The 22,336-nt window shown below is 67.9% G+C and carries 19 protein-coding genes; 8 read left to right on the top strand and 11 right to left on the bottom strand.

All coding sequences use genetic code 11. The features are described 5' to 3' along the window. Positions 1-57: 57 nt before the first annotated feature. The 3 genes from poxR to CF68_RS04250 form a co-directional block, all read right to left on the bottom strand. Positions 58-1,785 carry a phenol degradation transcriptional regulator PoxR gene (gene poxR, locus CF68_RS04260; RefSeq protein ID WP_051591394.1) on the bottom strand — a complete coding sequence of 576 codons (1,728 nt, stop codon included), beginning with the start codon at positions 1,783-1,785 and terminating at the stop codon, positions 58-60. 156 nt (positions 1,786-1,941) lie between these two features. Continuing rightward, positions 1,942-2,937: a tripartite tricarboxylate transporter substrate binding protein gene (locus CF68_RS04255; protein WP_035816264.1), complete on the bottom strand. Its 996-nt coding sequence runs from the start codon at positions 2,935-2,937 to the stop codon at positions 1,942-1,944. A 69-nt stretch (positions 2,938-3,006) separates the two neighbouring features. Continuing rightward, a complete protein-coding gene (locus tag CF68_RS04250; protein ID WP_010810424.1) occupies positions 3,007-4,125 on the bottom strand; it encodes a muconate/chloromuconate family cycloisomerase in 1,119 nt (372 codons plus the stop codon). A gap of 112 nt (positions 4,126-4,237) precedes the next feature. On the opposite strand from CF68_RS04250, the gene CF68_RS04245 reads away from it, so the two are divergent. Continuing rightward, a complete protein-coding gene (locus tag CF68_RS04245) occupies positions 4,238-5,128 on the top strand; it encodes a LysR family transcriptional regulator (RefSeq protein WP_013952181.1) in 891 nt (296 codons plus the stop codon). A 6-nt stretch (positions 5,129-5,134) separates the two neighbouring features. Here CF68_RS04245 and CF68_RS04240 read toward each other — a convergent pair whose 3' ends face one another. Together CF68_RS04240 and CF68_RS04235 are read right to left on the bottom strand one after the other, a co-directional pair. After that, a complete protein-coding gene (locus tag CF68_RS04240; protein WP_013952180.1) occupies positions 5,135-5,893 on the bottom strand; it encodes an enoyl-CoA hydratase/isomerase family protein in 759 nt (252 codons plus the stop codon). A gap of 76 nt (positions 5,894-5,969) precedes the next feature. Further along, positions 5,970-6,950 (bottom strand): quinone oxidoreductase, encoded by a 981-nt coding sequence (locus tag CF68_RS04235; protein WP_013952179.1) that lies wholly within the window; start codon positions 6,948-6,950, stop codon positions 5,970-5,972. Positions 6,951-7,195: 245 nt separating this feature from the next. Between CF68_RS04235 and CF68_RS04230 the strand changes: the two genes are divergently transcribed. Further along, positions 7,196-8,431 carry a CaiB/BaiF CoA-transferase family protein gene (locus CF68_RS04230; protein WP_013952178.1) on the top strand — a complete coding sequence of 412 codons (1,236 nt, stop codon included), beginning with the start codon at positions 7,196-7,198 and terminating at the stop codon, positions 8,429-8,431. A 54-nt stretch (positions 8,432-8,485) separates the two neighbouring features. Next, a complete protein-coding gene (locus CF68_RS04225; RefSeq protein WP_013952177.1) occupies positions 8,486-9,463 on the top strand; it encodes a tripartite tricarboxylate transporter substrate binding protein in 978 nt (325 codons plus the stop codon). A 14-nt stretch (positions 9,464-9,477) separates the two neighbouring features. On the opposite strand, the gene CF68_RS04220 is transcribed toward CF68_RS04225, so the two are convergent. After that, the gene (locus CF68_RS04220; protein ID WP_013952176.1) at positions 9,478-10,164 is read right to left on the bottom strand and encodes a GntR family transcriptional regulator; all 687 of its coding nucleotides are present in this window, start codon (positions 10,162-10,164) and stop codon (positions 9,478-9,480) included. Positions 10,165-10,560: 396 nt separating this feature from the next. Between CF68_RS04220 and CF68_RS04215 the strand changes: the two genes are divergently transcribed. Together CF68_RS04215 and CF68_RS04210 are read left to right on the top strand one after the other, a co-directional pair. Then, positions 10,561-10,758, top strand: a complete 198-nt coding sequence (locus CF68_RS04215) for a hypothetical protein (RefSeq protein WP_235205664.1) — start codon at positions 10,561-10,563, stop codon at positions 10,756-10,758. A gap of 46 nt (positions 10,759-10,804) precedes the next feature. Continuing rightward, on the top strand, positions 10,805-13,009 hold the full coding sequence (locus tag CF68_RS04210) for a phosphocholine-specific phospholipase C (protein WP_035816262.1): 2,205 nt from the start codon (positions 10,805-10,807) through the stop codon (positions 13,007-13,009). 83 nt (positions 13,010-13,092) lie between these two features. Here the strand turns inward: CF68_RS04210 and CF68_RS04205 are convergent, their stop codons facing one another. Further along, positions 13,093-14,064, bottom strand: a complete 972-nt coding sequence (locus tag CF68_RS04205) for an aliphatic sulfonate ABC transporter substrate-binding protein (protein WP_013952173.1) — start codon at positions 14,062-14,064, stop codon at positions 13,093-13,095. A 156-nt stretch (positions 14,065-14,220) separates the two neighbouring features. On the opposite strand from CF68_RS04205, the gene CF68_RS04200 reads away from it, so the two are divergent. Continuing rightward, positions 14,221-14,586 (top strand): glyoxalase superfamily protein, encoded by a 366-nt coding sequence (locus CF68_RS04200; protein ID WP_035816304.1) that lies wholly within the window; start codon positions 14,221-14,223, stop codon positions 14,584-14,586. Between the two features lie 51 nt (positions 14,587-14,637). Here CF68_RS04200 and CF68_RS04195 read toward each other — a convergent pair whose 3' ends face one another. The 4 genes from CF68_RS04195 to CF68_RS04180 form a co-directional block, all read right to left on the bottom strand. Continuing rightward, entirely contained in the window at positions 14,638-16,014 is a 1,377-nt protein-coding gene (locus tag CF68_RS04195) for a DUF1214 domain-containing protein (protein ID WP_013952171.1), read from the bottom strand. 178 nt (positions 16,015-16,192) lie between these two features. Further along, complete coding sequence (locus tag CF68_RS04190) at positions 16,193-17,989, bottom strand: hybrid sensor histidine kinase/response regulator (RefSeq protein ID WP_013952170.1); 1,797 nt, start codon at positions 17,987-17,989, stop codon at positions 16,193-16,195. Beyond that, positions 17,986-18,675 (bottom strand): response regulator transcription factor, encoded by a 690-nt coding sequence (locus CF68_RS04185; protein ID WP_035816259.1) that lies wholly within the window; start codon positions 18,673-18,675, stop codon positions 17,986-17,988. The genes CF68_RS04190 and CF68_RS04185 overlap by 4 nt, the downstream gene beginning before the upstream one ends. 126 nt (positions 18,676-18,801) lie before the next feature. After that, positions 18,802-19,887 carry a hypothetical protein gene (locus CF68_RS04180; RefSeq protein ID WP_035816258.1) on the bottom strand — a complete coding sequence of 362 codons (1,086 nt, stop codon included), beginning with the start codon at positions 19,885-19,887 and terminating at the stop codon, positions 18,802-18,804. A gap of 215 nt (positions 19,888-20,102) precedes the next feature. Here CF68_RS04180 and CF68_RS04175 point away from each other — a divergent pair, with 215 nt between their 5' ends. Both CF68_RS04175 and CF68_RS04170 read left to right on the top strand, forming a co-directional pair. Further along, on the top strand, positions 20,103-20,843 hold the full coding sequence (locus tag CF68_RS04175) for a DUF3348 domain-containing protein (RefSeq protein ID WP_035816257.1): 741 nt from the start codon (positions 20,103-20,105) through the stop codon (positions 20,841-20,843). A 10-nt stretch (positions 20,844-20,853) separates the two neighbouring features. Next, the coding region (locus CF68_RS04170; RefSeq protein WP_035816302.1) for a DUF802 domain-containing protein at positions 20,854-22,336 on the top strand (1,483 nt) is incomplete at its 3' end.

Here is a 22,336-nt window from a genome sequence, read left to right as displayed (position 1 = left end):
TCTCCCGCAAGCGGGAGAGGGGAGCAAACCCTCGGCATTTGAAGCCTGAAAGCGGCCTCAGTTACCGTTGCCGTGGCCGTTACCCCCACGCGTACCGCGCATCTTCCACCGATACGCCAGCTGCGGCCGCGTAATACCGAGCAACCGCGCCGCCTGGCTCATATTGCCGTTGGCGCGCTGCATGGCCGCCTCCATCAGCACGGTCTCGACGTCGCCCAGCGCCAGCTGCTGCTCTGACATCTGGTCCAGCAGTGCATGGACCGCGGCTTCGCGCAGGTCTGGCAAGGTGCCGCCCGCCCCGAGCCGCGGCGCGGTATCCACCACCGGTGCCACGGTGCCCGGCAGGAACAGGTGGTCGGCGGTGATCTGGCCGCCCTGGCTGGCCAGGATCACGCCGCGCTCGATCACGTTCTCCAGTTCGCGCACATTGCCGGGCCAGTCATAGTGGCGCAGCTCGGCCAGCGCGCGGTCGGTGATGCCGACGATGCGCTTGCCGTGGCGCGCGCCGTAGCGGGCCACGAAGCGCTCGGCCAGCGGCCGGATATCGTCCAGGCGCTCGCGCAGCGGCGGGATCGTGACCGGGTAGACATTGAGGCGGTAGTACAGGTCCTTGCGGAAAGTGCCCTGCTTCACGGCTTCGGCCAGGTCGACATTGGTGGCGGCCACCAGCCGCACGTCCACCTTGCGCGTGCCGGTGCCGCCCACGCGCTCGACCTCGCCTTCCTGCAGCACGCGCAGCAGCTTGGACTGGGCCGATGCCGACAGCTCGCCCAGCTCGTCCAGGAACAGGGTGCCGCCGTGCGCGCGCTCGAAGCGCCCGGGGCGCGACTGGCTGGCGCCGGTGAAGGCGCCCTTTTCCACGCCGAACAGCTCGGACTCGATCAGCTCATCGGGAATTGCCGCGCAGTTCACGGCGATGAAGGGCTTGTCGGCGCGCCCGCTCACGCTGTGCAGCGCCTGCGCGAAACGCTCCTTGCCCACGCCGGTCTCGCCCAGCAGCAACACCGTCACGTTGCTGGCCGCGGCGCGTTGCAGCAGGCTCCAGGCGGCGCGAAAGCCTGGCGAGGTGCCGACCAGGTCGGCCGGCGTGGCCGGGGTGCCCTGCAGCGCGCGCAGGTGCTCGACCTCGCTCTGCAGGGCGATGATGGTCTCGATCACGGGATCGGGCTGGTACAGCGCCAGCGCCTGCGCGCCGTCTTCCCAGGCTTCCACCGGCTTGCCGATGATGCGGCAGTGCGGGTGCCCGCAGGCGATGCACTCGACCTCGCGGTACAGGATGGTGCGCCCCATCAGCGCCGAGGTGTAGCCGGTGGCGTAGCCGATCTGCATCCAGCAGGCAGGCTCGTCGACGATGCCGAACAGCTGGCGGTGGACGTCGCCCTCGAAGGAGTCTTCCCACAGGAATTCGCCATCGTAGATGCCGGCGGCGATGTCGATGTCGACCTTGACCGGCGTGACCCGCACCACCCCCTCGATGGTATGCAGGCAGGGCCCGATCTCCAGCTGGCCGAAGTCGCTGTGGCCGGCGCGCAGCTTGCGCGCGACCTCCGCATCGCGCATGCCCGAATGGAAGCCCATGCGCATGAACAGGCCGCGCGCGCGCTCCATGCCCAGGGTGTCCACCAGTTCCTTGCGCAGCGCGCCCAGGGCGGCGGTATGGATCAGGATCATGCGCTGCTCGTCCAGCCAGATCGCGCCCTCCTCCATGGCGAAGCGCAGGCGGCGGGCAAGATCGGCTAGGCCATCGCGCATGGTGGCCGAGAACTTGTCGGTTGAACTGCTCATTGTCTCCCCTCAGTGCCGGCGGGTGATCCGCTCGAGTGTGCCTTTCGGCTGGCATCTTACGCACATTATGTGCCAGGGAGACGGGGGCAGGGTAATGACATTCCCCCGGAGCATTTCCGGGGGCGTCTCCCTATGAACCGCGTTGGTCCGGGCCGCTCAATCCGCCCGGATACCCCGCTGGCGGATCAGCACACCCCACTTGTCGGTTTCCTTCGCCAGGTGCTCGCGCAGCACCGCCGGCGAACTGCCGATCGGCTCGGCGCCGATCAGCGCCAGCCGCTTCTGCACCGCGGGCTTGCGCAGCGCCTCGAGCATGGCGCGGTTGAGCGTGTCGATGACCGCCTGCGGCGTCTTCGCCGGCACGAAGGCGGCGAACCACGGCGACAGTTCATAGCCCGGCAGGCCGGCTTCGGCCACCGTCGGCACATTGGGCAGCGCGCTGGAGCGCTTGCTGGTGGTGACCGCGATCGCCGTCAGCTTGCCCGATTCGATATGCGGCCTGGCCGAGGTGATGCTGTCGAACATGTAGTCGACCTGCCCGCCCAGCAGGTCCGTCATGGCGGGGCCGCTGCCCTTGTAGGGGATATGCAGCATGTCGACGCCGGCCATGGACGTGAACAGCTCGCCCGCCAGGTGGATCGAGGTGCCGTTGCCGGCGGAGGCATAGGTGTACTTGCCCGGCGCCGCCTTGGCGTGCGCCACCACATCCTTGACGGTGCTTTCCTGGCGCCGCGCCTTGCTGGCCACCAGCACGTTGGGCACCACCGCCAGCAGCGACACCGGCGCGAAGTCCTTGACCGGGTCGTAGCTCAGCCGGCCGTACAGCGCCGGGTTCACGGCCATGCCGTTGGCGACGATGATCAGCGTGTAGCCATCGGCGGGCGCGCGCGCTACCAGTTCGGCGCCGATATTGCCGCCGGCGCCCGGCCGGTTCTCGACCACGATGGCCTGGCCCAGCGTGCGCGACATGTCTTCGCCCAACGTGCGCGCGATATTGTCCATGGCACCGCCCGCGGGGAACGGCGCGATCCAGCGGATCGGATGGTCGGGATAGGCCGCGTGCGCGGCCGGCGCAGCGAACGACAGGCCGGCAGCCAGTGCCAGCGCCCCTGCGCGGCCGGTGCTTGCCAGCCGCTGGAATAACGTCTTCATTAGTCTCCTCACTTGATGCGTGCAGGCTCCGGTGTGCCGTGCGGGGGGGGGGGTGAGCTGTCTGCCAGTTCAGCCGCGCCGGTAGTGCGCCAGCTTGTCTTCGTCCAACGCCAGCCCCAGGCCGGGGCCTTCGGGCAGGTGCAGGCTGAAGTCGCGGTACTCGGGGCGCTGCTGCACGATATCGTCCTTGAGCAGCAGCGGTCCGAACAGCTCGGTGCCCCAGGCCAACTGCGGCAGCGTGCAGAAGCCATGCGCCGCGGCGATGGTGCCGACGCTGCCCTCCAGCATGGTGCCGCCGTACAGCGCGATGCCGGCGGCATCGCCCACCGCGGCGGTGCGCAGCATGCCGAAGATGCCGCCGGCCTTGGCGATCTTCAGCGCGAACACGTCGGCGCCGCCGATGCGCGCCAGTTCCATCGCATCTTCCGGGCCGCACACCGCTTCATCGGCCATGATCGGCACCACGAAGCGCGCGGCCAGCCGGGCCAGCGCCATGCGCTGCTCACGCGGAGTGGGCTGCTCGATCAGGTCGATGCCGGCGGCTTCCAGCATGGCGATGCCGGTGGCGGCGTCGGCCTCGTTCCAGGCCTGGTTGACGTCGACGGTGACGCGCGCCCGCTCGCCCAGCGCGCGCTTGATCGCGGCCACGTGGGCCACGTCGTCGCGCACGCTGCGCCGGCCGATCTTCAGCTTGAAGGTATGGTGGCGGCGCTCGGCCAGCAGTTGCTCGGCCTCGGCAATGTCGCGGGCGGTGTCGCCGCTGGCAAGCGTCCACAGCACCGGCAGGGTCGACCGCACCGCGCCCCCCAGCAGCGTGGCCAGCGGCACGCCCAGGCGCTTGCCCTGCGCATCCAGCAACGCGGTCTCCAGCGCGGACTTGGCGAAGCGGTTGCCGCGCGCGACCTTGCCCAGCCGCGCCATCGCGCCATGCACGTTGGTGGCATCCTGGCCAGCCAGCGCAGGGGCCAGGTAGGTGTCGATGGTCAGCTTGATGCCTTCCGGGCTTTCGTCGCCATAGGACAGGCCGCCGATGGTGGTGGCCTCGCCGATGCCCTCCACGCCGTCGCTGCAGCGCAGCCGCACGATCACCAGCGTCTGCTGCTGCATGGTGGCCATGGCCAGCTGGTGTGCCCGGATGGTGGGCAGGTCCACCAGGATGGCTTCCACTGAAGTGATAGTCGTGGTCATACCTTGTCGATGCAAATTGATAATTGAAGTCAAGTATGCGGCTTGACTTTGCCGGCGTCCAAGACCGATGATGTCTCAATCGATACCCTACAGGTATGGGAGCAGGACACCAATGGAACTCCGGCACCTGCGTTATTTCCAGGTCGTGGCCCAGGAACTCAACGTCACCCGCGCCGCCGAGCGGCTGCATATGGCGCAGCCGCCGCTGTCGCGCCAGATCCGCCAGTTGGAAGAGGAAGTGGGCGTGGCACTGTTCGACCGCGTCGGCCGCGGGCTGCGGCTGACCGAGGCGGGCCGCTTCCTGCTGGAGCAGTCCACCCAGCTGACGCAGCGGCTGGAAGAAACCATCGAAGGCACGCGCCGCATCGGGCGGCAGGACAAGCGCTGGTTCGGCATCGGCTTCGTGCCGTCGGTGCTGTATGGCGTGCTCCCGGAACTGATCCGCGAACTGCGTGAATCAGACCGGCACGACCAGCAGGTAGAGGTAGGACTGGCAGAGATGATCACCGTTGAGCAGATCGAGGCGCTCAAGGCCGGCCGCATCGACCTGGGCTTCGGCCGCATCGCGCTGAATGATCCCGCCATCCGCCAGCAGGTGGTGATGGCCGAGCCACTGGTGGCAGCGCTGCCCGCACGCCTGCCCGCGCCCCGCCGCAAGGCGCTGACGCCACAGGCGCTGGCGGCGCAGCCGTTCATTCTTTACCCGGCCCGGCCGCGGCCCAGCTATGCCGACCACCTGCTGTCGCTGTTCCGCGCGCAGGGCCTGCAATTGCGTGTGGCGCAGGAGGCCAACGAACTGCAGACCGCGCTGGGGCTGGTGGCGGCCGGCATAGGCATCACGCTGGTGCCCGCGTCGATCCAGCGGCTGCATCGCGACGACGTGCGCTACTGCCCGATCGACGCGCCGGGCTTCGTGTCGCCGGTCATCATGAGCTATCGCGAAGGCGACACGTCACCGTTCCTGGCGCGGGTGGTGGAATGGGTGATGCGGCAGAGACAGTAAGCTGCATCAGGTGCCGGTGAACTGCGGCCTGCGCTTTTCCTTCCAGGCCAGCGCGCCTTCGCGGATGTCCTGCGACTGGGTAGCCCGGCTGATGTCGCCAGCCAGCGCCTCGGTATCCAGCGTGCCGCGCCCGATCGCGTTCAGGTGCCGTTTCATGCCTTGCACCGCCAGCGGTGCCAGCCCGGCCACCGTGTCGCTGAGCTGGTCGGCGCGCTCGCGCAGGCGCTCGGCCGGCAGCAGCTCGGTCAGGAAGCCGCGGCGGAGCATCTCGTCGGCGTCGATGCGCTCCGCAGTCAGGAACAGGTGCTTGGCGTGGTTCAGGCCCAGCCGGCTGATATAGCGCTCCATGCCGCGCTGGTAGAAATGCAGCCCCAGCCGCGCCGCGGGCATGAACATGTCCACCGCGGCGGTGCCAAGCCGGAAATCGCACGCCAGCGCCAGGTCCGTGCCGCCGCCATAGACGCCGCCGTGGATCTCGGCAATGGTCACCGCGCGGCAATCTTCCACCGCGTTGACCAGGGTCTCGAAGCCGGCACCGCGCTGCCCGGCCGCGAGCCTGCCGATATCGAAGCCGCTGCAGAAGTACTTGCCGGTGCCGCGCAGGCGCAGCACGCGCAGGTCGCTGTCGTTCACGGCATCGACATGCCGTTGCAGCTCGGCCAGGTCATCCGGCCCGAGGCGGTTGGCCACCTCCGGGCGGCGCAGCGTGATCGTGGCGACATGACCGGCAATGTCGAGCGAAGGAAGGGAACCATCAGTCTGCATCGGGATTACTCCAGGTAGGGATCATTGGGCACCGGCCTGCGGGGCGCGACGGCGTTTCATCTTGCGCTCGCCGGGTTCAGGGAATCAGCACAGCCGAGCCCGTGGTGGCCCGGCCCTCCAGGTCACGGTGCGCGTCGCGCACGGCGGCCAGCGGGTAGCGGTGGTTGACCTCCAGCCGCAGCTGCCCGCCCGCGACCGCGGCGAACAGCGTGGCCGCGGCATTGGCCAGCGCCTGCGGGCTGGCGATATAGGTGCGCAGCGTCGGCCGCGACACGATCAGCGAGCGCGCGTGCAGCAGTTGCAGGTCGAAGGCCTCCACGTCGCCCGACGCGGTGCCGTAGTTGATCGCCATGCCGCACGGCCGCAGGCATTGCAGCGACGGCACGAACACGTCCTTGCCCACGGCGTCGTAGACCACCGCCACGCCCTCGCCGCCGGTCAGCGCCTGCACTTCGGCCACGAAGTCCGCCTCGCGGTAGTTGATGACATGGTGGCAGCCATGTTCCAGCGCCACCGCGCGCTTGGCCTCGCTGCCCACGGTGCCGATCACGGTCGCGCCGAGCGCGCGCGCCCACTGCGACAGCAGCACGCCCATGCCCCCGGCCGCGGCGTGCACCAGCACGGCGTCGCCCGACTGCACTGCATAGAGCCGGCGCAGCAGGTACTCGGCCGTCAGTCCGCGCAGCAGCGTGGCGCCGGCCACCTCTTCCGGGATCGCGTCAGGCAAAGGCACGACCCGGCCGGCTGGCACGTTGCGCGTCACCTGATAGGCGCCGGGATGCATACAGGCGACGCGCTGGCCAACCTCGAACCCTTCTACGCCGGGACCAACCGCGGTCACCTTGCCGGCGCCAACCGAGCCCAGCGTGACCGGGAACGGCGCCGCGGTGTAGGGTCCATGCGCGCCCTTGCGCTGGTAGATGTCCGCGAAATTCAGGCCGATGGCCGACTGGCACAGCTGCAGTTCGCCGGGACCGGGCGGCGGCACCGTGACCTGGCAGGACTCCAGCACCTCAGGTCCGCCCACCCTGTTAATACAGACAGAATCAGTCAGCATACAAACCCTCAAAACATGGGCGCCGGTCAGGCGCGAACACGGTTGGAACTGGCAGCCTGGCCGCCGACCCGCCTATTCCATATGACTCAAATAGCATTTTCATAGGAGAAATGTGACGCAAATCCGTATGAATGCCCTCGCAGCCTACGCCATCCCGTCGCACTTCGCATCGTGGAAACTCCGTATACGTATTCATATTACAGTTATTTGTATACTCAAGGCCATTCCATCGCCAAGGAACTGCCATGACGTCTTTGCCTCCCGGCACCGAAGCCGCCGGACCCCACGCCCCGCCGGCGGACCTGCCGCTGTCCGGCATCACCGTGCTGGACCTGTCCATCGCCCGCGCCGGCCCGGCGGCGGTGCGCCTGCTGTCGGACTGGGGCGCCGACGTGATCCGCGTGGAACCGCCCCCGCCGCAGGACCGCGGTTCCGTCACCGGGCGGCGGCGCGGCTCGGACGAGCAGAACCTGCATCGCAACAAGCGCAGCCTGTGCCTGGACCTGAAGACGCCGCAGGGCGCCGAGGTGCTGGCGCGCCTGGTGCGCCGGTCGGATGTGGTGGTGGAAAACTTCCGCTCGGTGGTCAAGGAGCGGCTGGGGCTGACCTACGAGCGCCTGAGCGCGATCAATCCGCGCGTGATCCTGGCCAGCATCTCGGGCTTCGGCCAGGACGGGCCCTATTGCGAGCGCCCGGGACTGGACCAGATCGTGCAGGGCATGTCGGGGCTGAGTTCGGTCACCGGCGAGCCCGGCAAAGGCCCGCTGCGCGTGGGCATTGCCATCTCCGACACCACCGCGGGCATGTTCCTGGGCCAGGGCATCCTGCTGGCGCTGCTGCACCGCGCGCGCACCGGCCGCGGGCAATGGGTCCATACCTCGCTGATCGAGGGCATGCTCAACAAGCTGGACTTCCAGGCCACGCGCTACACCGTCGACGGCGAAGTGCCGACGCAGCAGGGCAATGCGCACCCGACGCTGGTGCCGATGGGCACCTACCGCTGCCGCGACGGCGTGGTCAATATCGCCGCCAGCACCGACCGCATGTGGACCAACTTCTGCCGCACCGTCGAGGCCGGCTGGCTGCTGGACGATCCCGCGTTCCAGACCGCCACGGGCCGTGCCGCCGAGCGCCACCGGCTGGACGAGGCCATCAACCGGTGCACCGCCGCCTTCAGCGCGGCCGAACTGACTTCGCGCCTGAATGCCGCCGGCGTGCCGTGCGGGCCGGTGTTCGATATCGGCCAGGCCTTTGAGGACGCGCAGGTGCGCCACCTGCGCATGACCCGGCCCGCCGAGCACCCGGCGCTGGGGCCACTGGAACTGCTGCGCTCGCCGATCAACCTGTCGGCGGCGCCGCACCCCGAGCGCTTTGCCCGCGCCGCACCCGATCCCGGCGAGCACACCGACGAGATCCTGCGCGGGCTTGGCTATGACGAAGCCGGCGTCGCGGCCCTGCGCAAAGCCAAGGTGGCGTCCTGAGCGCCAGCGGCCAGGACACGCAATAGCGATAACGAGAACACAAAGGAGACAGCGATGAAACACACCCTCGGGCGCGCCGCGATCGGCGCCGCTCTTGCCACCCTGGCTGCGTTGCCCGGCATGGCCGCTGCGCAGGACTACCCGACCCGGCCGATCCGGCTGCTGGTGGGCTACACGCCGGCGGGCGCGGCCGACTATGTCTCGCGCGTGTTCGGCGAGGCTCTGTCAAAGGAGCTTGGCCAGACCGTGCTGGTGGACAACAAGCCCGGCGCCGGCAGCACGCTGGCCTCCGCGGCACTGGCGCAGGCGGTCCCTGACGGCTACACCCTGGGCCTGGCCACGTCCACGCTGTATGGCATCGACCAGCAGCTCTACAAGGCCCGCTACAAGGCGACCGACTTCACCCCGGTGACGCGGCTGACCGTGTCGCCACTGATCCTGGCCGTCAACAAGAACCTGAACGTCAGCGACATCAAGACCCTGGTGGCCAAGGCGCGCGCGCAGCAAGGCAAGTTCAACTACTCGTCCTCCGGCATCGGCGGCTCGCCGCATCTCGCCGGGCTGCAGTTCGAGAAAGCCACCGGAGTCAAGATGACACACGTGCCCTACAAGGGCGGCGCACCGGCGCTGCAGGCCGTGGCCGCGGGCGAGGTGGAGTTGTCGTTTGGCACGGCGGCGTCGGTGTTGCCGATGGGCACGCAGGGTGTGGTGAAGATGATCGGCGTGACCACGCCCAAGCCGTCGGCGGTGGCGCCGGGCCTGCCGGCGCTGGCGGAGATGGGGCTGCCGGGTTTTGATTTCACCTTCTGGTTCGGGCTGTACGGGCCGGCCGGGCTGCCCGACGGCATCCGCGACAAGCTCTTTGCCGCCACTGCCAAGGTGATGGCCGATCCGCAGCTGCGCGCGAAGCTCGCCTCCAATGGCAGCGAGGTCTCCACCTCGGCGTCGCCCGCGGAGTTCGGCAAATGGGCCGCGGCAGACGGCAAGTCGGCCGTGACGCGGATCGAGCAGGCCGGCGTCAAGCTGGACTGAGCCAGCGCCATGGGCTAACGCCGGCCGCGCTTGCCGCCGGCCTCGTCGCCGGGCATGGAAGCAATCATGTCCGCGTAGACGTCGCCCCCTGTGGCGATATGTCGGACCATCGCCGCTGCGGCGTCGTCCTCGTTGCCGCGCACGATCGCGCCCATCACCGCCTCATGCTCGGCCAGCGAGGCCAGGATGCGAGCCGGCTTCTCGAAGCGCAGGTCGCGCATGCCGCGCATGCGCGCGCGCATGGTGCGGATCTGCCGCGACAGGATGTCATTGCAGCAGGCCGCGTAGATGACTTCATGGAAGGCGTCGTTGGCCTCGCGGTAGCGATCGGAATCGGCACGCTCCGCGGCCGCGCGGCAGTCATCGAACGCGGCCTGCATCGCCGTGCGCTGCGCCGCACTGATGCGGCGCGCGGCCAGCCGCGCCGCCAGCGCCTCCAGCTGCACCAGGATCTCGTTCATCGCCACGTACTCGCGCAGCGAGATCGACGACACGATCGCGCCCTGGCGCGGCACCAGGTCCACCAGGCCGGCCGACTCCAGCTGGATCAGCGCCTCGCGCACCGGCGTGCGCGACACGCCAAAGCGCGCCAGCAGCTGCTGCTCTTCCAGCTGGGCGCCGCTGGGGAGCTTTCCGGAAAGAATCTCCTGCTCGATCGCGGCGCGGATGGTTTCGGACAGGCTCTTCTTTTCTTCGGACATGGACTGCGGCGGCGTGCGGAGGACGGGGATGGCGTGATTCTACCCTGCCATGCGTATTCATTGATGCCCGTTGTGTGCACACGATGGGCCCCACGCACGCCAGCTTGACTGAGAGTGGGCGGGGCCAGCCAGCAATTGCCAACTCTGCCAGCGCGACACTTTTGGTTACAAAACCAAATCGCCAAATGTGTTTGATGTCAAACATCTGACATTTGACCAATCAACAATCGCTCACTGTCACGACAAGCCAAGGCCAAGCGCACCCGAACCGGCCAGTTCCCCGCACTTGTCGTCCGCGCGGCGGAAGTCCATGGGCCTGCATCCGATGTCGGCGCATGGGCTCGGCAATCGTTATCCCCCTCAACGACTACAGGGCATGCACAAATGAGACCTTCATTGCTGTCGCGTTCCGCCCGGCCATGGCTGGCGGCCGGCACCCTCACCCTCGCACTGATGCTTACCGCCTGCGGCGGCGACGACTCGTCGGGCGCGAGCGGCAGCACCCTCCAGCCCACCGCCGCCAATGGCAACAAGCCGGACCAGCCAGGCAAGCCTGACCGGCCCGGCACCTGCACCACGCGTTGCGCCCCGTGATGCGGGCCCTTTTTCGATCCAGCGACAGACCGACCCAGCCACAGCCATGACCTTCAACCCGTCAAAAAGACAGTTCCTGAAGACCAGCCTCGGCACCGGCGCCGCCGCCGCGGTGCTGGCCAGCTTTCCGCCCAGCATCCGCCGCGCGCTCGCCATCGAGGCCAACAACGCCACCGGTACCATCCAGGACGTCAAGCACGTCGTGATGGTGATGCTGGAGAACCGCTCGTTCGACAACTACTTCGGCACCTTCAAGGGCGTGCGCGGCTACGGTGACCGCTTCGCGATCCCATTGCCCAATGGCAAGAACGCGTTCTACCAGACCGATGCCAACGGCAATCTCCTGACGCCCTACCATCTCGACGAAACCCAGGGCAACGCGCAGCGTGCCGGCGGCACGCCGCACACCTGGCCCGATGCGCAGGCCGCGTGGGACCACGGCCGCATGGACCGCTGGCCGGTGGCCAAGAAGACGCTGTCGATGGGCTACTACGATGACGCCGAGATCCCGTTCCAGCGCGCGCTGGCTGACGCCTTCACGTTGTGCGATGCCTACCACTGCGCGATGCACACCGGCACCATCCCCAACCGCCTGTTCTACTGGACCGGCAGCAACGGTCCCACCGGCGACAACGTCGCGGTGATGATTAACGAGTTCAACGCGGGCGCGGATGTGGGCCCCTCCACCGAAGGCTGGACCTGGAAGACCTACGCCGACCGCCTGCAGGCCGCCGGCGTGGGCTGGAAGGTCTACCAGAACGTGCCGGACAACTATGGCTGCAACCAGATGATGAGCTTCCGGCACTGGCGCGCAGAGATGGAGAAGATGCCCGTCGGGCGCAAGCTCTCCAACACCGCCGGCACCGGCGTCAACCCGCCCTACAACCCGGACATCGACGACCAGTACAGCCCGCTGGCCAAGGGCTTCTGCAACACCATGCCCGACGGCGGCTTCCTGCAGTCGCTGCGTGACGACGTGCTCAACGGCAAGCTCCCTGAGGTGTCGTGGATCATCCCGCCGGCCGAGTTCAGCGAGCACCCCGGCCCGTCCAGCCCGGCCAAGGGCGGCTGGTACGTGCAGGCCATCCTGGACGCGCTGACGGCATCGCCCGAGGTCTGGAGCAAGACCGTGCTGCTGATTAACTTCGACGAGAACGACGGCTTCTTCGACCACAGCCCGCCGCCGACCGCGCCGTCGCGCAACCTGGACGGTACGCTAGCCGGCAAGTCGACCCTCGACGACGCGCAGATGGCGTACGAGTACTTCAACTTCCAGCCCGCCACGGCCAAGCAGCCGCCGCAGGACGGCAAGCCCTTCGGCCCCGGCCCGCGCGTGCCGATGTGGGTGGTGTCGCCGTGGAGCCGCGGCGGCTGGGTCAACTCTGAAGTATTCGACCACACCTCGGTGCTGCGCTTCCTGGAGGCGCGCTTCGGCGTGATGGAGCCGCAGATCAGTGCCTACCGTCGTGCCATCTGCGGCGACCTGACCAGCGCCTTCAACTTTGCCACGCCCAACACCGAGACCCTGCCCACGCTGGCCGGCCGCACCACCCGTGCCGACGCCACCAGCCTGACCGCCTGGCAGCAGACCCAGCCGGCGATCCCGGTGCCGGCCACGCCCGCGCTGCCGGAGCAGGACACCGGCACGCGTCCGTCGCGCAAGCTGCCATACGAACTGCATACCAGTGCACGCGTCGATGCCGCATCCAAGGCCGTGCGCCTGCTGTTCGCCAACGCCAGCACCAACCAGGCCGGCGCGCTGTTCCACGTCTATGACAAGCCGCACCTCGACCGCATTCCGCGCCGCTACGTGGTTGAAGCCGGGAAGACGCTGGACGATGCGTGGGACATTAATGCCGACGGCGGCAAGTACGACCTGTGGGTGCTGGGGCCCAACGGCTATCACCGCGCGTTCTCCGGCGACATCAACGAAGCGGTGACCACGTCGACGGAAATCCAGGTCTGCTACAACCCGTGCAAGAAGCCCACGATCCAGGTGAAGCTGCATAACGACAGCGATGCCGACGTGACCTTCACCGTCACGGCGCTGGCCTACCGCGACGACGGCCCGTGGACGCAAAGGGTGAAGCGGGGCAAGGTGGAAACGCTGGAATGGCCGGTGGCCGACAGCGGCAACTGGTACGACTTCGTCGTGACCTGCGAGGCCAGCCCGTCGTTCGCGCGGCGCTTTGCGGGGCGGATGGAGACCGGCGAGAACGCGGTCAGCGATCCGGAGATGGGAGTGGTTTGATGCGGCATGCCCCGGGGCTCGCGTTGAGCCCCCGGGCGGATTGTGCGAAGCAAGTCGCGTAAGCGTAGCCGGCGCCCCGCCGGCTACGCCTTGCGCCAGACCGGCGACGCCGAGATCGTTACCTTGCGCGGCAGGATCTGCTGCGCGGTGAAGGCATCGGCGATGCGCTGCTGCTCGGCCAGCGCGGCAGCGTCGACCGTGCGCACCGCGTAGCTGCGCCGCGCATTCGCGGCTTCCACCGTGGCCGCATCCAGGCCGATCAGCGGCGCGTGCCAGCGCGCTGCCTCGGCCGGATTGCGCTTGACCCAGTCGCCCGCGTCGCGCAACGCATCAAACACGACCTCAAGCACCTCGGCATGCGCGCGCGCGAACGGCGTCGCCGCCAGGTAGAAGCGCCGATAGCTGGCCAGCCCCTCGCCATCGCGCAGCACGCGCGCATTGGCCTGGCGCTGCACCGCCGCGAGGAACGGATCCCAGATCACCCATGCGGCCACGCTGCCGCGCTCGAACGCCGCGCGCGCGTCGGCCGGGCTCAGGTATGCCGGTTCAATATCGCGGATCGACAGACCCGCGCGCGCCAGCGCTTCCAGCACCAGGTAGTGCGCGCCTGCGCCCTTGGCAAACGCCACCCGCTGCCCCTTGAGTTGCGCCACCTCGCGGATCGGCGAATCGCCGCGCACGACAATGGCCTGTGCCTGCGGCGAAGGCGTCTCGCTGGCGTAGTAGGTCAGCGCGGCACCCGCAGCCAGCGCAAACGGCGGCACCGCATCGGCCACGTCGGCGCTCAGGTCGATATTGCCGAGGTTCAGCGCTTCAAGCAGCGGCAAGCCCGAGGTGAATTCGTACCACTGCACCGCCACACCCTTGGCCGGCAGCGCCTTCTCCAGCGTCTGCCGCGATTTCAGCAGGATCATCAGCGTGGAGGACTTCTGGTAGCCGATGCGCAGCGCGGTCTGGCCCTGCCCCCAGCTGACGCCTGGCAGCGCACTGGCGGCAGTTGCCGCGCCCGCTGCGGCCAGAAGCAGGCGGCGGCGTGAGTCGTGGGTCGGGTTCATGACGGTACTCCGGGATTTCATCAGGAGCGCCAGCTTAGTCATGGGCCCGCACAAAGCCAACGAAGATTGTCGCGAATGCTTATGCGCCGGCTGCGCGAATCACCGCTGGCCGGCGTTATGATCTGGCACTCCTGCGCAACTACCGAACAGAAAACAATGAACCTGTCTGCCGGCATCCCCATCCTCCGGATCTTCTCGGTCGACAAGGCCAAGGAGTTCTACCTGGACTTCCTCGGCTTCACGCTCGACTGGGAGCATCGGTTTGAGGACGGCTTGCCGCTGTACGCGCAGGTCAGGCGCAGCGGCCTGACGCTGCACCTGAGCGAGCACCATGGCGACGCCACGCCCGGATCGACGGTGTTCGTGACAGTGGAGGATATCGATGCGCTGCAACGGGAGCTGTCTGCCAAGGCCTATCCTTACGCCAGGCCCGGCGTTGAGGATGTGGGCTGGGGGCGGATGCTGCAGGTGGCCGATCCGTTCGGGAACCGGCTGCGGTTTTGCGAGGTGTCGGGGGATTAGTGTCCTGTCCCGTATGTTTGCGGGACGGGACGCCAGGTCCGCACCTGCAGCTCAGTTGCGCTTGACCAGCGGCGCCGGGAACCACTCCCCGGACAGGACCGGCTGGTCCGGCCCATAGAGACGGAACGTCAGGTTGTAGTTCTTTCCCTTGGGCGTGGGCAGCCAGTTGCCGTCAGGCGCGTCCTTCGGACGGGCAGGCCCGAAGTACAGCGTCAGCGAATCGTCCGTGCCATAGCTCAGCCTGGACTGTTTGTTGATCAGGAACCGGTTCTTCGCATTCGGGATCACGCGGAAGTTCCTGGAATCCACCGCGATCACCGACCAGAAGTATTTGACGTGGCGGGCAGGCAGCTCGCCCTTCGGGAAGGTGATGGTGTAGACATTGCCGCCGTCGAGCTTGGTGCCGGTCCCGTCTGTATCCGTCTTGAAATAGACGACCTCATCCGTGCTGTTGGCCCAGATCCCGCCCAGGTCGATGCGGGTGCGGGTCTGGTAGTCGCTGCCGTACTTGCCAATGGTAGCGGGCCGGTTCCAGCCGTTCCTGACGGTACCTGCGGTGGAGAACGACTGGAAGAACGCCGGCAGCGTCTTCTCGCGGATGATCTTGTCCACCCGCGCGCGTTCGGCGGGGCTGCTGGCCACCGCGGCACTCACGGCGCGCACCTTGGCCTGGATGGGCTCCATGCCCGGATTGATGTCCGGCTCCGAGCGAAGCGCAACGACCGCCGAGTCAAAGGCCTCGACACCGGGGAGCTTGTCATTGCTGAAGGCGGGCGTGGCAGGCACCGGGGCAATCGTCGGCGTGCCAGTGATCCGCGTCGTGATCTGATGCTGCAGCGCAATGGCCTGCTTCTTGTCTGCACCGATTTCCACCCGGGCCAGCACCCGTGAGGTCTTGGCCGGCAGGTCGATGCGCCTGGCGTTGGGCGAAAGTGCCGCAGTGGCGCCCTTCAGGCACATCGCGAATTCGCCGCTTGGATGGTCCGGATAGTTGCGCTCGTTGATATTGGCGACGGTTTCGCCCCAGCCGTTCAGGAACTGAATGGTGTAGTAGCGCCCCTTGATGGCCGGCACGCTGAAGACCGTGCAGGTCTTTTCGTCGACTGCAACCCAGGCCTCGCTGTAGGCGACATCCAGATTGGGGTTGGCCCACGACACACCGCCGACGTCGCGATGAATGATCCGGTTCCACTGGAAGCCTTCCTTCTGGAAGTCGATTTGCTGCTGGCGCAGGACAAGCAGCCGGCCCAGCAGGTAGACGTAGGCATCGTTGATGTCCTGTTCCGACACCGCGGCCGGGTCGGGGCGCGACGTGACAGCCGACGCCGCAGCCAACGCCGCGGCCGACGGGCTATGGCATCCGGCCAGGCCCGCCAACATGGAAACGGCCAGCATGGAGGCAGCGACAGCGCGGTTTGAGATAGACATGGGGCCCTCTCTTTCCAGTATCGCGATCTGCGGTCGCTAGACTGTCGCTGAGAGGTGGAAAAAAGTGAACTAAATAAATTCTTCAGGTGATCTGAATAAAGTCGACCTGGACACTTCTTTCGCCCCAGAGATGCCTGAGTAGCACCACAGCCGCAGGCAGAACCATCCATCTATGCTGTCAGGCAGCACAGAGCCATTGGAACAGCAAGGCATGCAGCTGCGATGGCTCCAGCGGCTTGTGCAGGACCAGGTAGCCTTCGCGCTCGGCCTGCATGAGCGCCTCGGAATCGAACTCGCCGCTGACCATGGCGCCGCTTGCGTCCGGGCAGCGTTCGAACAGCGCTTTGAGCACCTCGAAGCCGCTCTCGCCGGAGCGCAGGCGCTGGTCGCACAGGATCGCCTGGGGCTGCAGGCCGGCATCGACCAGTGCCAGGGCTTCCTGCCCCGACGCCGCGCACGCCGCCTGCACGCCCCAGGCCTCCATCAGGCTGGTCCACGCAGCGGTCACCAGCGGGTCGTCCTCGACGATCAGGCAGACGCCCTGCAGCAGGGTGGAAGCCGACAGGCCATCGGGCTCGTAGACCGGTTCGATCGCCGTCGGGGCCAGCGGCTTCGCTTCAGGAAAGCGCAGCCAGAACCTGGAGCCGCGGCGCTCCACCGAGTCCAGTCCGTAGGTGGCGCCCATCAGCGTGGCGCAGCGCGCCACCACGGCCAGGCCCAGGCCATGGCCCGCGCTGTCGATGCGCCACGCATGTTCGTTGCGATAGAACGGCGAGTAGACCCGCCCCTTCTCTTCGCTAGCAATTCCCACGCCGGTGTCCCAGACCTCCAGCAGCCAGTGGCTGCCGCGCCGCCGCGCGGACACCAGCACCCCGCCGCGCTTGGTATAGCGCAGCGCGTTGTGCACCAGGTTGACCAGCGACTGGCGCAGCAGTGCGGGATCGGCCAGCACCGCGGCGGCGCCTGCGGGCAGGCGCACGCGCAGGTCCAGGCCGCGGCTGCGCGCCTCTTCCCGGAACAGCGACGCCACCTCTTCGACCAACGGCGCAAACGCCACCGCGGTATTGCGCGGGCTGGCAATGCCGCCTTCGATCCTGGAGAGATCGAGCAGTGAATTGAACATCAGGTGCACCGAGCGCACGCTGCGCCGCAGGTCTTCCAGCGGCGGGATCAGGGCCGGGTCGCGGTTGCGCCGCGCAATGGCTTCGATCAGGAAGCCCATGGCATGCACGGGCTGGCGCAAGTCGTGGCTGGCGGTGGTGAGAAACAGGTTCTTGGCGTGCAGGGCCTTCTCGGCCTCTTCCTTGGCCAGCCGGTAGCGCTCGGCCAGGCGGATGCCGTCATCCTCCAGCCGGACCTGCTGCCGGAAAAACTGGTTGGCGATCAGCGCGTGCCGGTAGATGGCCAGCGCATACAGCAGCGCCAGCGGCAGCACGAACGGCCAGTGCTCGGGGAAGCTGCGCGGGGTGTTGACGATCTGCAAGGTCCAGCAGGCAACGAAGAAGCGCTGGAATACACCGAGGATCGGCGTCTGGTGCGTGGCATTGGCCGCCACGATGGCGGCGATACTGATATACAGCAGCAGCTTGAAGTCGAAGCCCCCCAGGCTGGCCGTCAGGACGGCGGCCAGCGACAGGCAGAAGCCGTGCACCAGCGCCACGTGCTGCACAAACGGCAACCAGCGCCGGACCAGGGCGTCATCGTCTTCCCGCTCTTGCTTGTAGCGACGGAACCGCAACTGCATCCACACCGCCGCGACGCCATACCCCAGCGTCCAGGCCAGCAGCGCGCCGCCGTCCAGCTGCTGGACATACAGCCAAATGACGAAAGGCAACCCTACGAACGGAATCGCATTGACGCTGAACACCAGGCGCCCGAACGTCATGTCCAGCAGCCGCGCGCGCGCGCGCGGGCTGATGTCGGCATCCGCATCCGGGCGCGACAAGCCCAGCAGCCGGGCGAGGGCCTTCTTCAAGATTCCAGCCTGCGGCCGTGCAGCAGGGCGATGGCCTCGATCCGGTTGCGCACGCCGAGCTTGCCGAGGATCGCGGTGACGTGCTCCTTGACGGTCTGCTCCGACACCGACAGGGTCAGGGCGATGCGCTTGTTCGGCAGGCCGCGCAGCATCATGCCAAGCACCTCGGCCTGGCGCGCGGTCAGGCCCAGTTCGCTGGGCTCCAGCGGCAACTCGCGCCGCGCCGACGGCGGCCCCGCATGCTGGAACCAGCGCCGCCCCCGGCGCAGCGACGCTACCGCCGTGGCGAAGACCTCCGGGGGCTCGTTCTTCAGGATAAAGCCGTGCGCGCCGGCCTCGCGCGCCTTGATGCAAACGCGCGCATCGTCGTCGGCGCTCATCACCAGCAGCTTGCAGGCGGGCAGGCGCGCCGCGGCTTCACGCAGCACCCCGACAGCGGTGCCGTCCGGCAGCCAGAAATCCACCACCAGCAGCGCCGGGCATCCCTCCCGCTCCGTCAACGCCGCGCACTCCTTCGCATCGGCTGCATGCAGGGCAGCGTCAAACCCGCAATGCGCCGCAAGGTAGCCGGCAATGCCGCGCGCCATCAGCGGGTGGTCATCCACCACGATGGCATAGTTGCGGCACCCGCTGTCGTCGATGTTGTCGTCGTTGTTGTTCTCTGCGGCGCCTTGACTTCGTGTCATTGATTTCCCACCCCGGTTCGCGCGTATGGTCTTGTCGATTGGTCTCGTCGCCTGGTCAGGTGGATTGTATTACCTTGACTGCACATGGGCACGCCGGTGCCGGGGGAAAACCCCGGCGCCAGGCGCTTACAGGCCGAACAGGCTGCGCGTATCGCAGAGGAAGCCGGTGCAGCTGGCCGGCTCGAAGTAGAAGTCCCGGATGGTGCCGCTCGGCAACCCATAGGCGCCCATCAGGCTAGAGCCCTTCTGCCCTTCGGCGTTGGCCTGGGTCAGGAAGCCCGCGCTGGTCTGCTGCGACGCGAAGTCGTAGAAGCGGAAGGTGCTGGACTGCGACAGGTCCTTCTCATAGAGGTTGACCTGCGTGCCGCCGCTGACGAACGGCACCTTGAACCGATAGCCGCGCGCACCCTCCGTGTTGATCTGGGCGACGAGATCGCCGTCGCTGGCCGGATTGGACAGGACCTCATAGCCATAGCGGGCGCTGCCCTGCAGGTCCTTGCGGAAGATGGCTACGGTGCTGCTCACGCCGAACGGGCCCAGGTACGCGGGGACCGCCAGGTAGTAGCCGTCCGCGCCCAACGGGTTGGCCTGGTTCTGCACAAAGGCCGACAGGCTGGCATTGGTGTCCACCACCACGACCTTGTACGAGAAAGTCGACGACGACCCGTTGTCCTTGCGCATCAGCGCATGGATCTGGCCGCCCACCATGTAGGGCCCGCCCCAGACGAAGCCACGCGCGCCATGGCTGTTCAGCCAGGCCTCGTACGCGGTGACCCACGCCTGGACATCGGCGCCGCCCGGTTCCTGCGGCAGCTCATAGCTATAGGTTGTCTGCGCGTCCTTGACGTAGACGCCTTTCTGCTCGGAACCTGCCGGGTTCCCGAGGAAATAGAAGCCGCTGACGAAACGGAAGCCACGTGCACCCTGCCCATTCAGCTGGGTCAGGAACTCGGCGCTGGTCCCGGTCACGGGCGTGGCCTCGAACATCACCGTCCTGGTGGCGGTGCTGCCGCCGGTGCCACCCGTGCCGCCCGTGCCGCCCGTGCCACCAGTACCACCCGTGCCACCAGTGCCGCTGGTATTGCCGCTGTTGCCAGTGCCGCCCGACGAGCCGCTGCCGCCGCCGTTGCCGTCACCGCCCCCGCCGCAGGCGGCCAGGGTCACGCAGAGGACTGCGCTCAGGACTTTCAGGCGATGCAGTTTGGTCTTCATGTCTTCCCCTTGAAATCGCGTTTCACAGGGGGACTGATGTTGCATCGGAATGCCTGCAATTGGCACCCTACCGCCGTAGGCGCACCGGCGGCACACCAACTGCCTGCCGTCCATGCGCAGGGCAATGCCTCAAATGCGGGTAGTCAAGCGCTGGCCGATATCGGCCGCGCCGCCGCCCGGGCGTGTAAACTGCTGGATTTTTCGAATCCGGCGCAATGTTACAAGTGCCCCGGCGCACAGGTTTCAGCGGCCCGACGCTCGTCCGCCTGCTGGCTCGCCTGACTGACGCCGATGCCCCTCCTCCTGCGAACTCGCTCTCGAGCCAGCTGAGCCAATGGCTTGGCTGGGCGGATGCGATCGCGCTGTCATCGGCGCTGAAGGCCAATGCGCCGGCAGCGCCGCCTGCCGCACGTGCTGCCGACAGCACTGAGGCACGGGAATGCGCGCGCGTGCGCGCCGCGCTTGCCGATGCCATCGTGGAAGACACCACGCTTGCCGGCAAGCGGCGCGGGCCGGCCCGGCCGTCCGCGCTGCCCGACCCCGTGGATGCGCAGGTCGACTACGCGGTCTATCGCCAGCGCTACCTGACGCTGCAACAGACCATGGAGACCGCGATCGGCGACCTGCGCGGGCGCCTGCGCGGCGCGTTGTCCGGCCACGCACCCGGCATGGCCAAGCTGGCCATGGTCGATGCCGTGATGGAGCGCGTGCTGGGCGCGCGCGAACAGAGCCTGCTGGGCGCCTTGCCGACGATGCTGGAGCCGCATTTCCAGCGCCTGCGCCAGGCCGAAGCCGCGGCGCTGGCCGAAGCCCAAGCCGCGGGACAGCCCGCAACGGCCAGGCCCGGTGCATGGCTGGGGGTATTCCGCAAGGATATGCAGAGCGTATTGCTCGCCGAACTCGACATCCGCTGGCAGCCCCTTGAAGGCTTGCTGGCGGCGCTGCAAGACAGCTAACCAGAACATCATGACCCGATACCTTACCCATATTGTCGCTTTCCTGGCGGGCCTGGCCATCGTGTGTTGGATCGCCGCCGGCTATGCAGGCACGAACTTCCTGGCGCTGGCCGTGACGCTGCTGATCGGCGGCTGCTACCTGGCGGGGGCGTTTGAGCTGTACCGCTACCGGCAGGCCACCGCCACGCTGGCGCAGGCCGTCGCCAGCCTGTCCGAAGCGCCGGCCAGCCTTGGCAGCTGGCTGGAACGGCTGCATCCCAGCCTGCGCGACAGCGCCCGCCTGCGCGTGGAAGGCGAGCGCGTCGGCCTGCCCGGCCCCGCGCTGACACCCTACCTGGTCGGGCTGCTGGTGCTGCTGGGCATGCTGGGCACGTTCCTGGGCATGGTGGCGACCCTGCGCGGCACCGGCATCGCGCTGGAGACCGCCACCGACCTGCAGGCCATCCGCGCCTCGCTGGCCGCACCGGTCAAGGGCCTGGGCTTTGCGTTCGGCACCTCGGTCGCGGGCGTGGCCACGTCCGCGATGCTGGGGCTGTTGTCGGCATTGTGCCGGGGCGAGCGGATCCAGGCCGCGCAGGCGCTGGACGCCCGCATCGCCACCACGCTGCGCCCCTACTCGCGCGGCCACCAGCGTGATGAAGCGTTCCGGCTGCTGCAGCGCCAAGCCGACGTGATGCCGGCACTGGTCGAGCGCATGCAGGTCATGATGACCGCGATGGCGGAACAGAACCAGGCCCTGACCGAGCGCCTGGCCGCCAGCCAGGACGCCTTCCACGGCAAGACCGAAGTGGTCTACACGCGCCTGGCGTCTTCGGTGGAGCAATCGCTGAAGGACAGCATTGCCGACAGCGCCCGCGCCTCAAGCGCAGCGATCCAGCCTGCGGTGGACGCGACCATGGCGGGCCTGGCACGCGAAACCACGGCCTTGCGCGACACCGTGACCCACGCCGTGCAGCAGCATCTGGATGGGGTATCGAGCCGCTTCGAGAGCGCCACCGCGGGCGTCGCGGATACGTGGAACCAGGCGCTGGCCGGGCATCAACGCGCGAGCGAGGCACTGGCAGCGGACCTGCGCACGTCCCTCGACGGCTTTGCCCAGACCTTCGAACAACGTTCGGCCGGGCTGCTGGACGGTGTCGCCACCCGTCTCGACACGGCTGCCGCCAGCGCTGCCGACGCATGGCGCGAGGCGCTGTCGCGCCAGGAGCGTACCGGCGAGAAGCTCGCCAGCGACAACCAGCAGGCCCTGACGGCCGCCGCGGTCGCGATCGGCGAACAGGCTGCGACACTGGTGCGCACCGTGGGCGAGTCGCATGCCGGGCTGCAGACGCAACTGGCCGCGCACGACGCGCAGCGCCTGTCGGCCTGGGCCGATACTCTCGGCACCATGACGGCTGGCTTGCGCCAGGAGTTGGAGCAACTGAACGCCCACACGGTAAGCCGCCAGGACGAGATCAGCACGACGCTGGCGCAGAGCGTGCGCGAGATCTCGG

The organism is Cupriavidus sp. SK-4, assembly GCF_000611125.1.
GTDB classification, from domain to species: domain Bacteria; phylum Pseudomonadota; class Gammaproteobacteria; order Burkholderiales; family Burkholderiaceae; genus Cupriavidus; species Cupriavidus necator.
Note: the sequence above shows the minus strand (reverse complement) of the source record. Positions and strands in the feature narration are given on the sequence as shown.

What these genes read in the sequence shown, in the direction of transcription:
- poxR (WP_051591394.1), bottom strand. Translation starts at nt 1,785, where the DNA reads ATGAGCAGTTCAACCGACAAGTTCTCGGCCACCATGCGCGATGGCCTA.
- CF68_RS04255 (WP_035816264.1), bottom strand. Translation starts at nt 2,937, where the DNA reads ATGAAGACGTTATTCCAGCGGCTGGCAAGCACCGGCCGCGCAGGGGCG.
- CF68_RS04250 (WP_010810424.1), bottom strand. Translation starts at nt 4,125, where the DNA reads ATGACCACGACTATCACTTCAGTGGAAGCCATCCTGGTGGACCTGCCC.
- CF68_RS04245 (WP_013952181.1), top strand. Translation starts at nt 4,238, where the DNA reads ATGGAACTCCGGCACCTGCGTTATTTCCAGGTCGTGGCCCAGGAACTC.
- CF68_RS04240 (WP_013952180.1), bottom strand. Translation starts at nt 5,893, where the DNA reads ATGCAGACTGATGGTTCCCTTCCTTCGCTCGACATTGCCGGTCATGTC.
- CF68_RS04235 (WP_013952179.1), bottom strand. Translation starts at nt 6,950, where the DNA reads ATGCTGACTGATTCTGTCTGTATTAACAGGGTGGGCGGACCTGAGGTG.
- CF68_RS04230 (WP_013952178.1), top strand. Translation starts at nt 7,196, where the DNA reads ATGACGTCTTTGCCTCCCGGCACCGAAGCCGCCGGACCCCACGCCCCG.
- CF68_RS04225 (WP_013952177.1), top strand. Translation starts at nt 8,486, where the DNA reads ATGAAACACACCCTCGGGCGCGCCGCGATCGGCGCCGCTCTTGCCACC.
- CF68_RS04220 (WP_013952176.1), bottom strand. Translation starts at nt 10,164, where the DNA reads ATGTCCGAAGAAAAGAAGAGCCTGTCCGAAACCATCCGCGCCGCGATC.
- CF68_RS04210 (WP_035816262.1), top strand. Translation starts at nt 10,805, where the DNA reads ATGACCTTCAACCCGTCAAAAAGACAGTTCCTGAAGACCAGCCTCGGC.
- CF68_RS04205 (WP_013952173.1), bottom strand. Translation starts at nt 14,064, where the DNA reads ATGAACCCGACCCACGACTCACGCCGCCGCCTGCTTCTGGCCGCAGCG.
- CF68_RS04200 (WP_035816304.1), top strand. Translation starts at nt 14,221, where the DNA reads ATGAACCTGTCTGCCGGCATCCCCATCCTCCGGATCTTCTCGGTCGAC.
- CF68_RS04195 (WP_013952171.1), bottom strand. Translation starts at nt 16,014, where the DNA reads ATGTCTATCTCAAACCGCGCTGTCGCTGCCTCCATGCTGGCCGTTTCC.
- CF68_RS04185 (WP_035816259.1), bottom strand. Translation starts at nt 18,675, where the DNA reads ATGACACGAAGTCAAGGCGCCGCAGAGAACAACAACGACGACAACATC.
- CF68_RS04180 (WP_035816258.1), bottom strand. Translation starts at nt 19,887, where the DNA reads ATGAAGACCAAACTGCATCGCCTGAAAGTCCTGAGCGCAGTCCTCTGC.
- CF68_RS04175 (WP_035816257.1), top strand. Translation starts at nt 20,103, where the DNA reads ATGTTACAAGTGCCCCGGCGCACAGGTTTCAGCGGCCCGACGCTCGTC.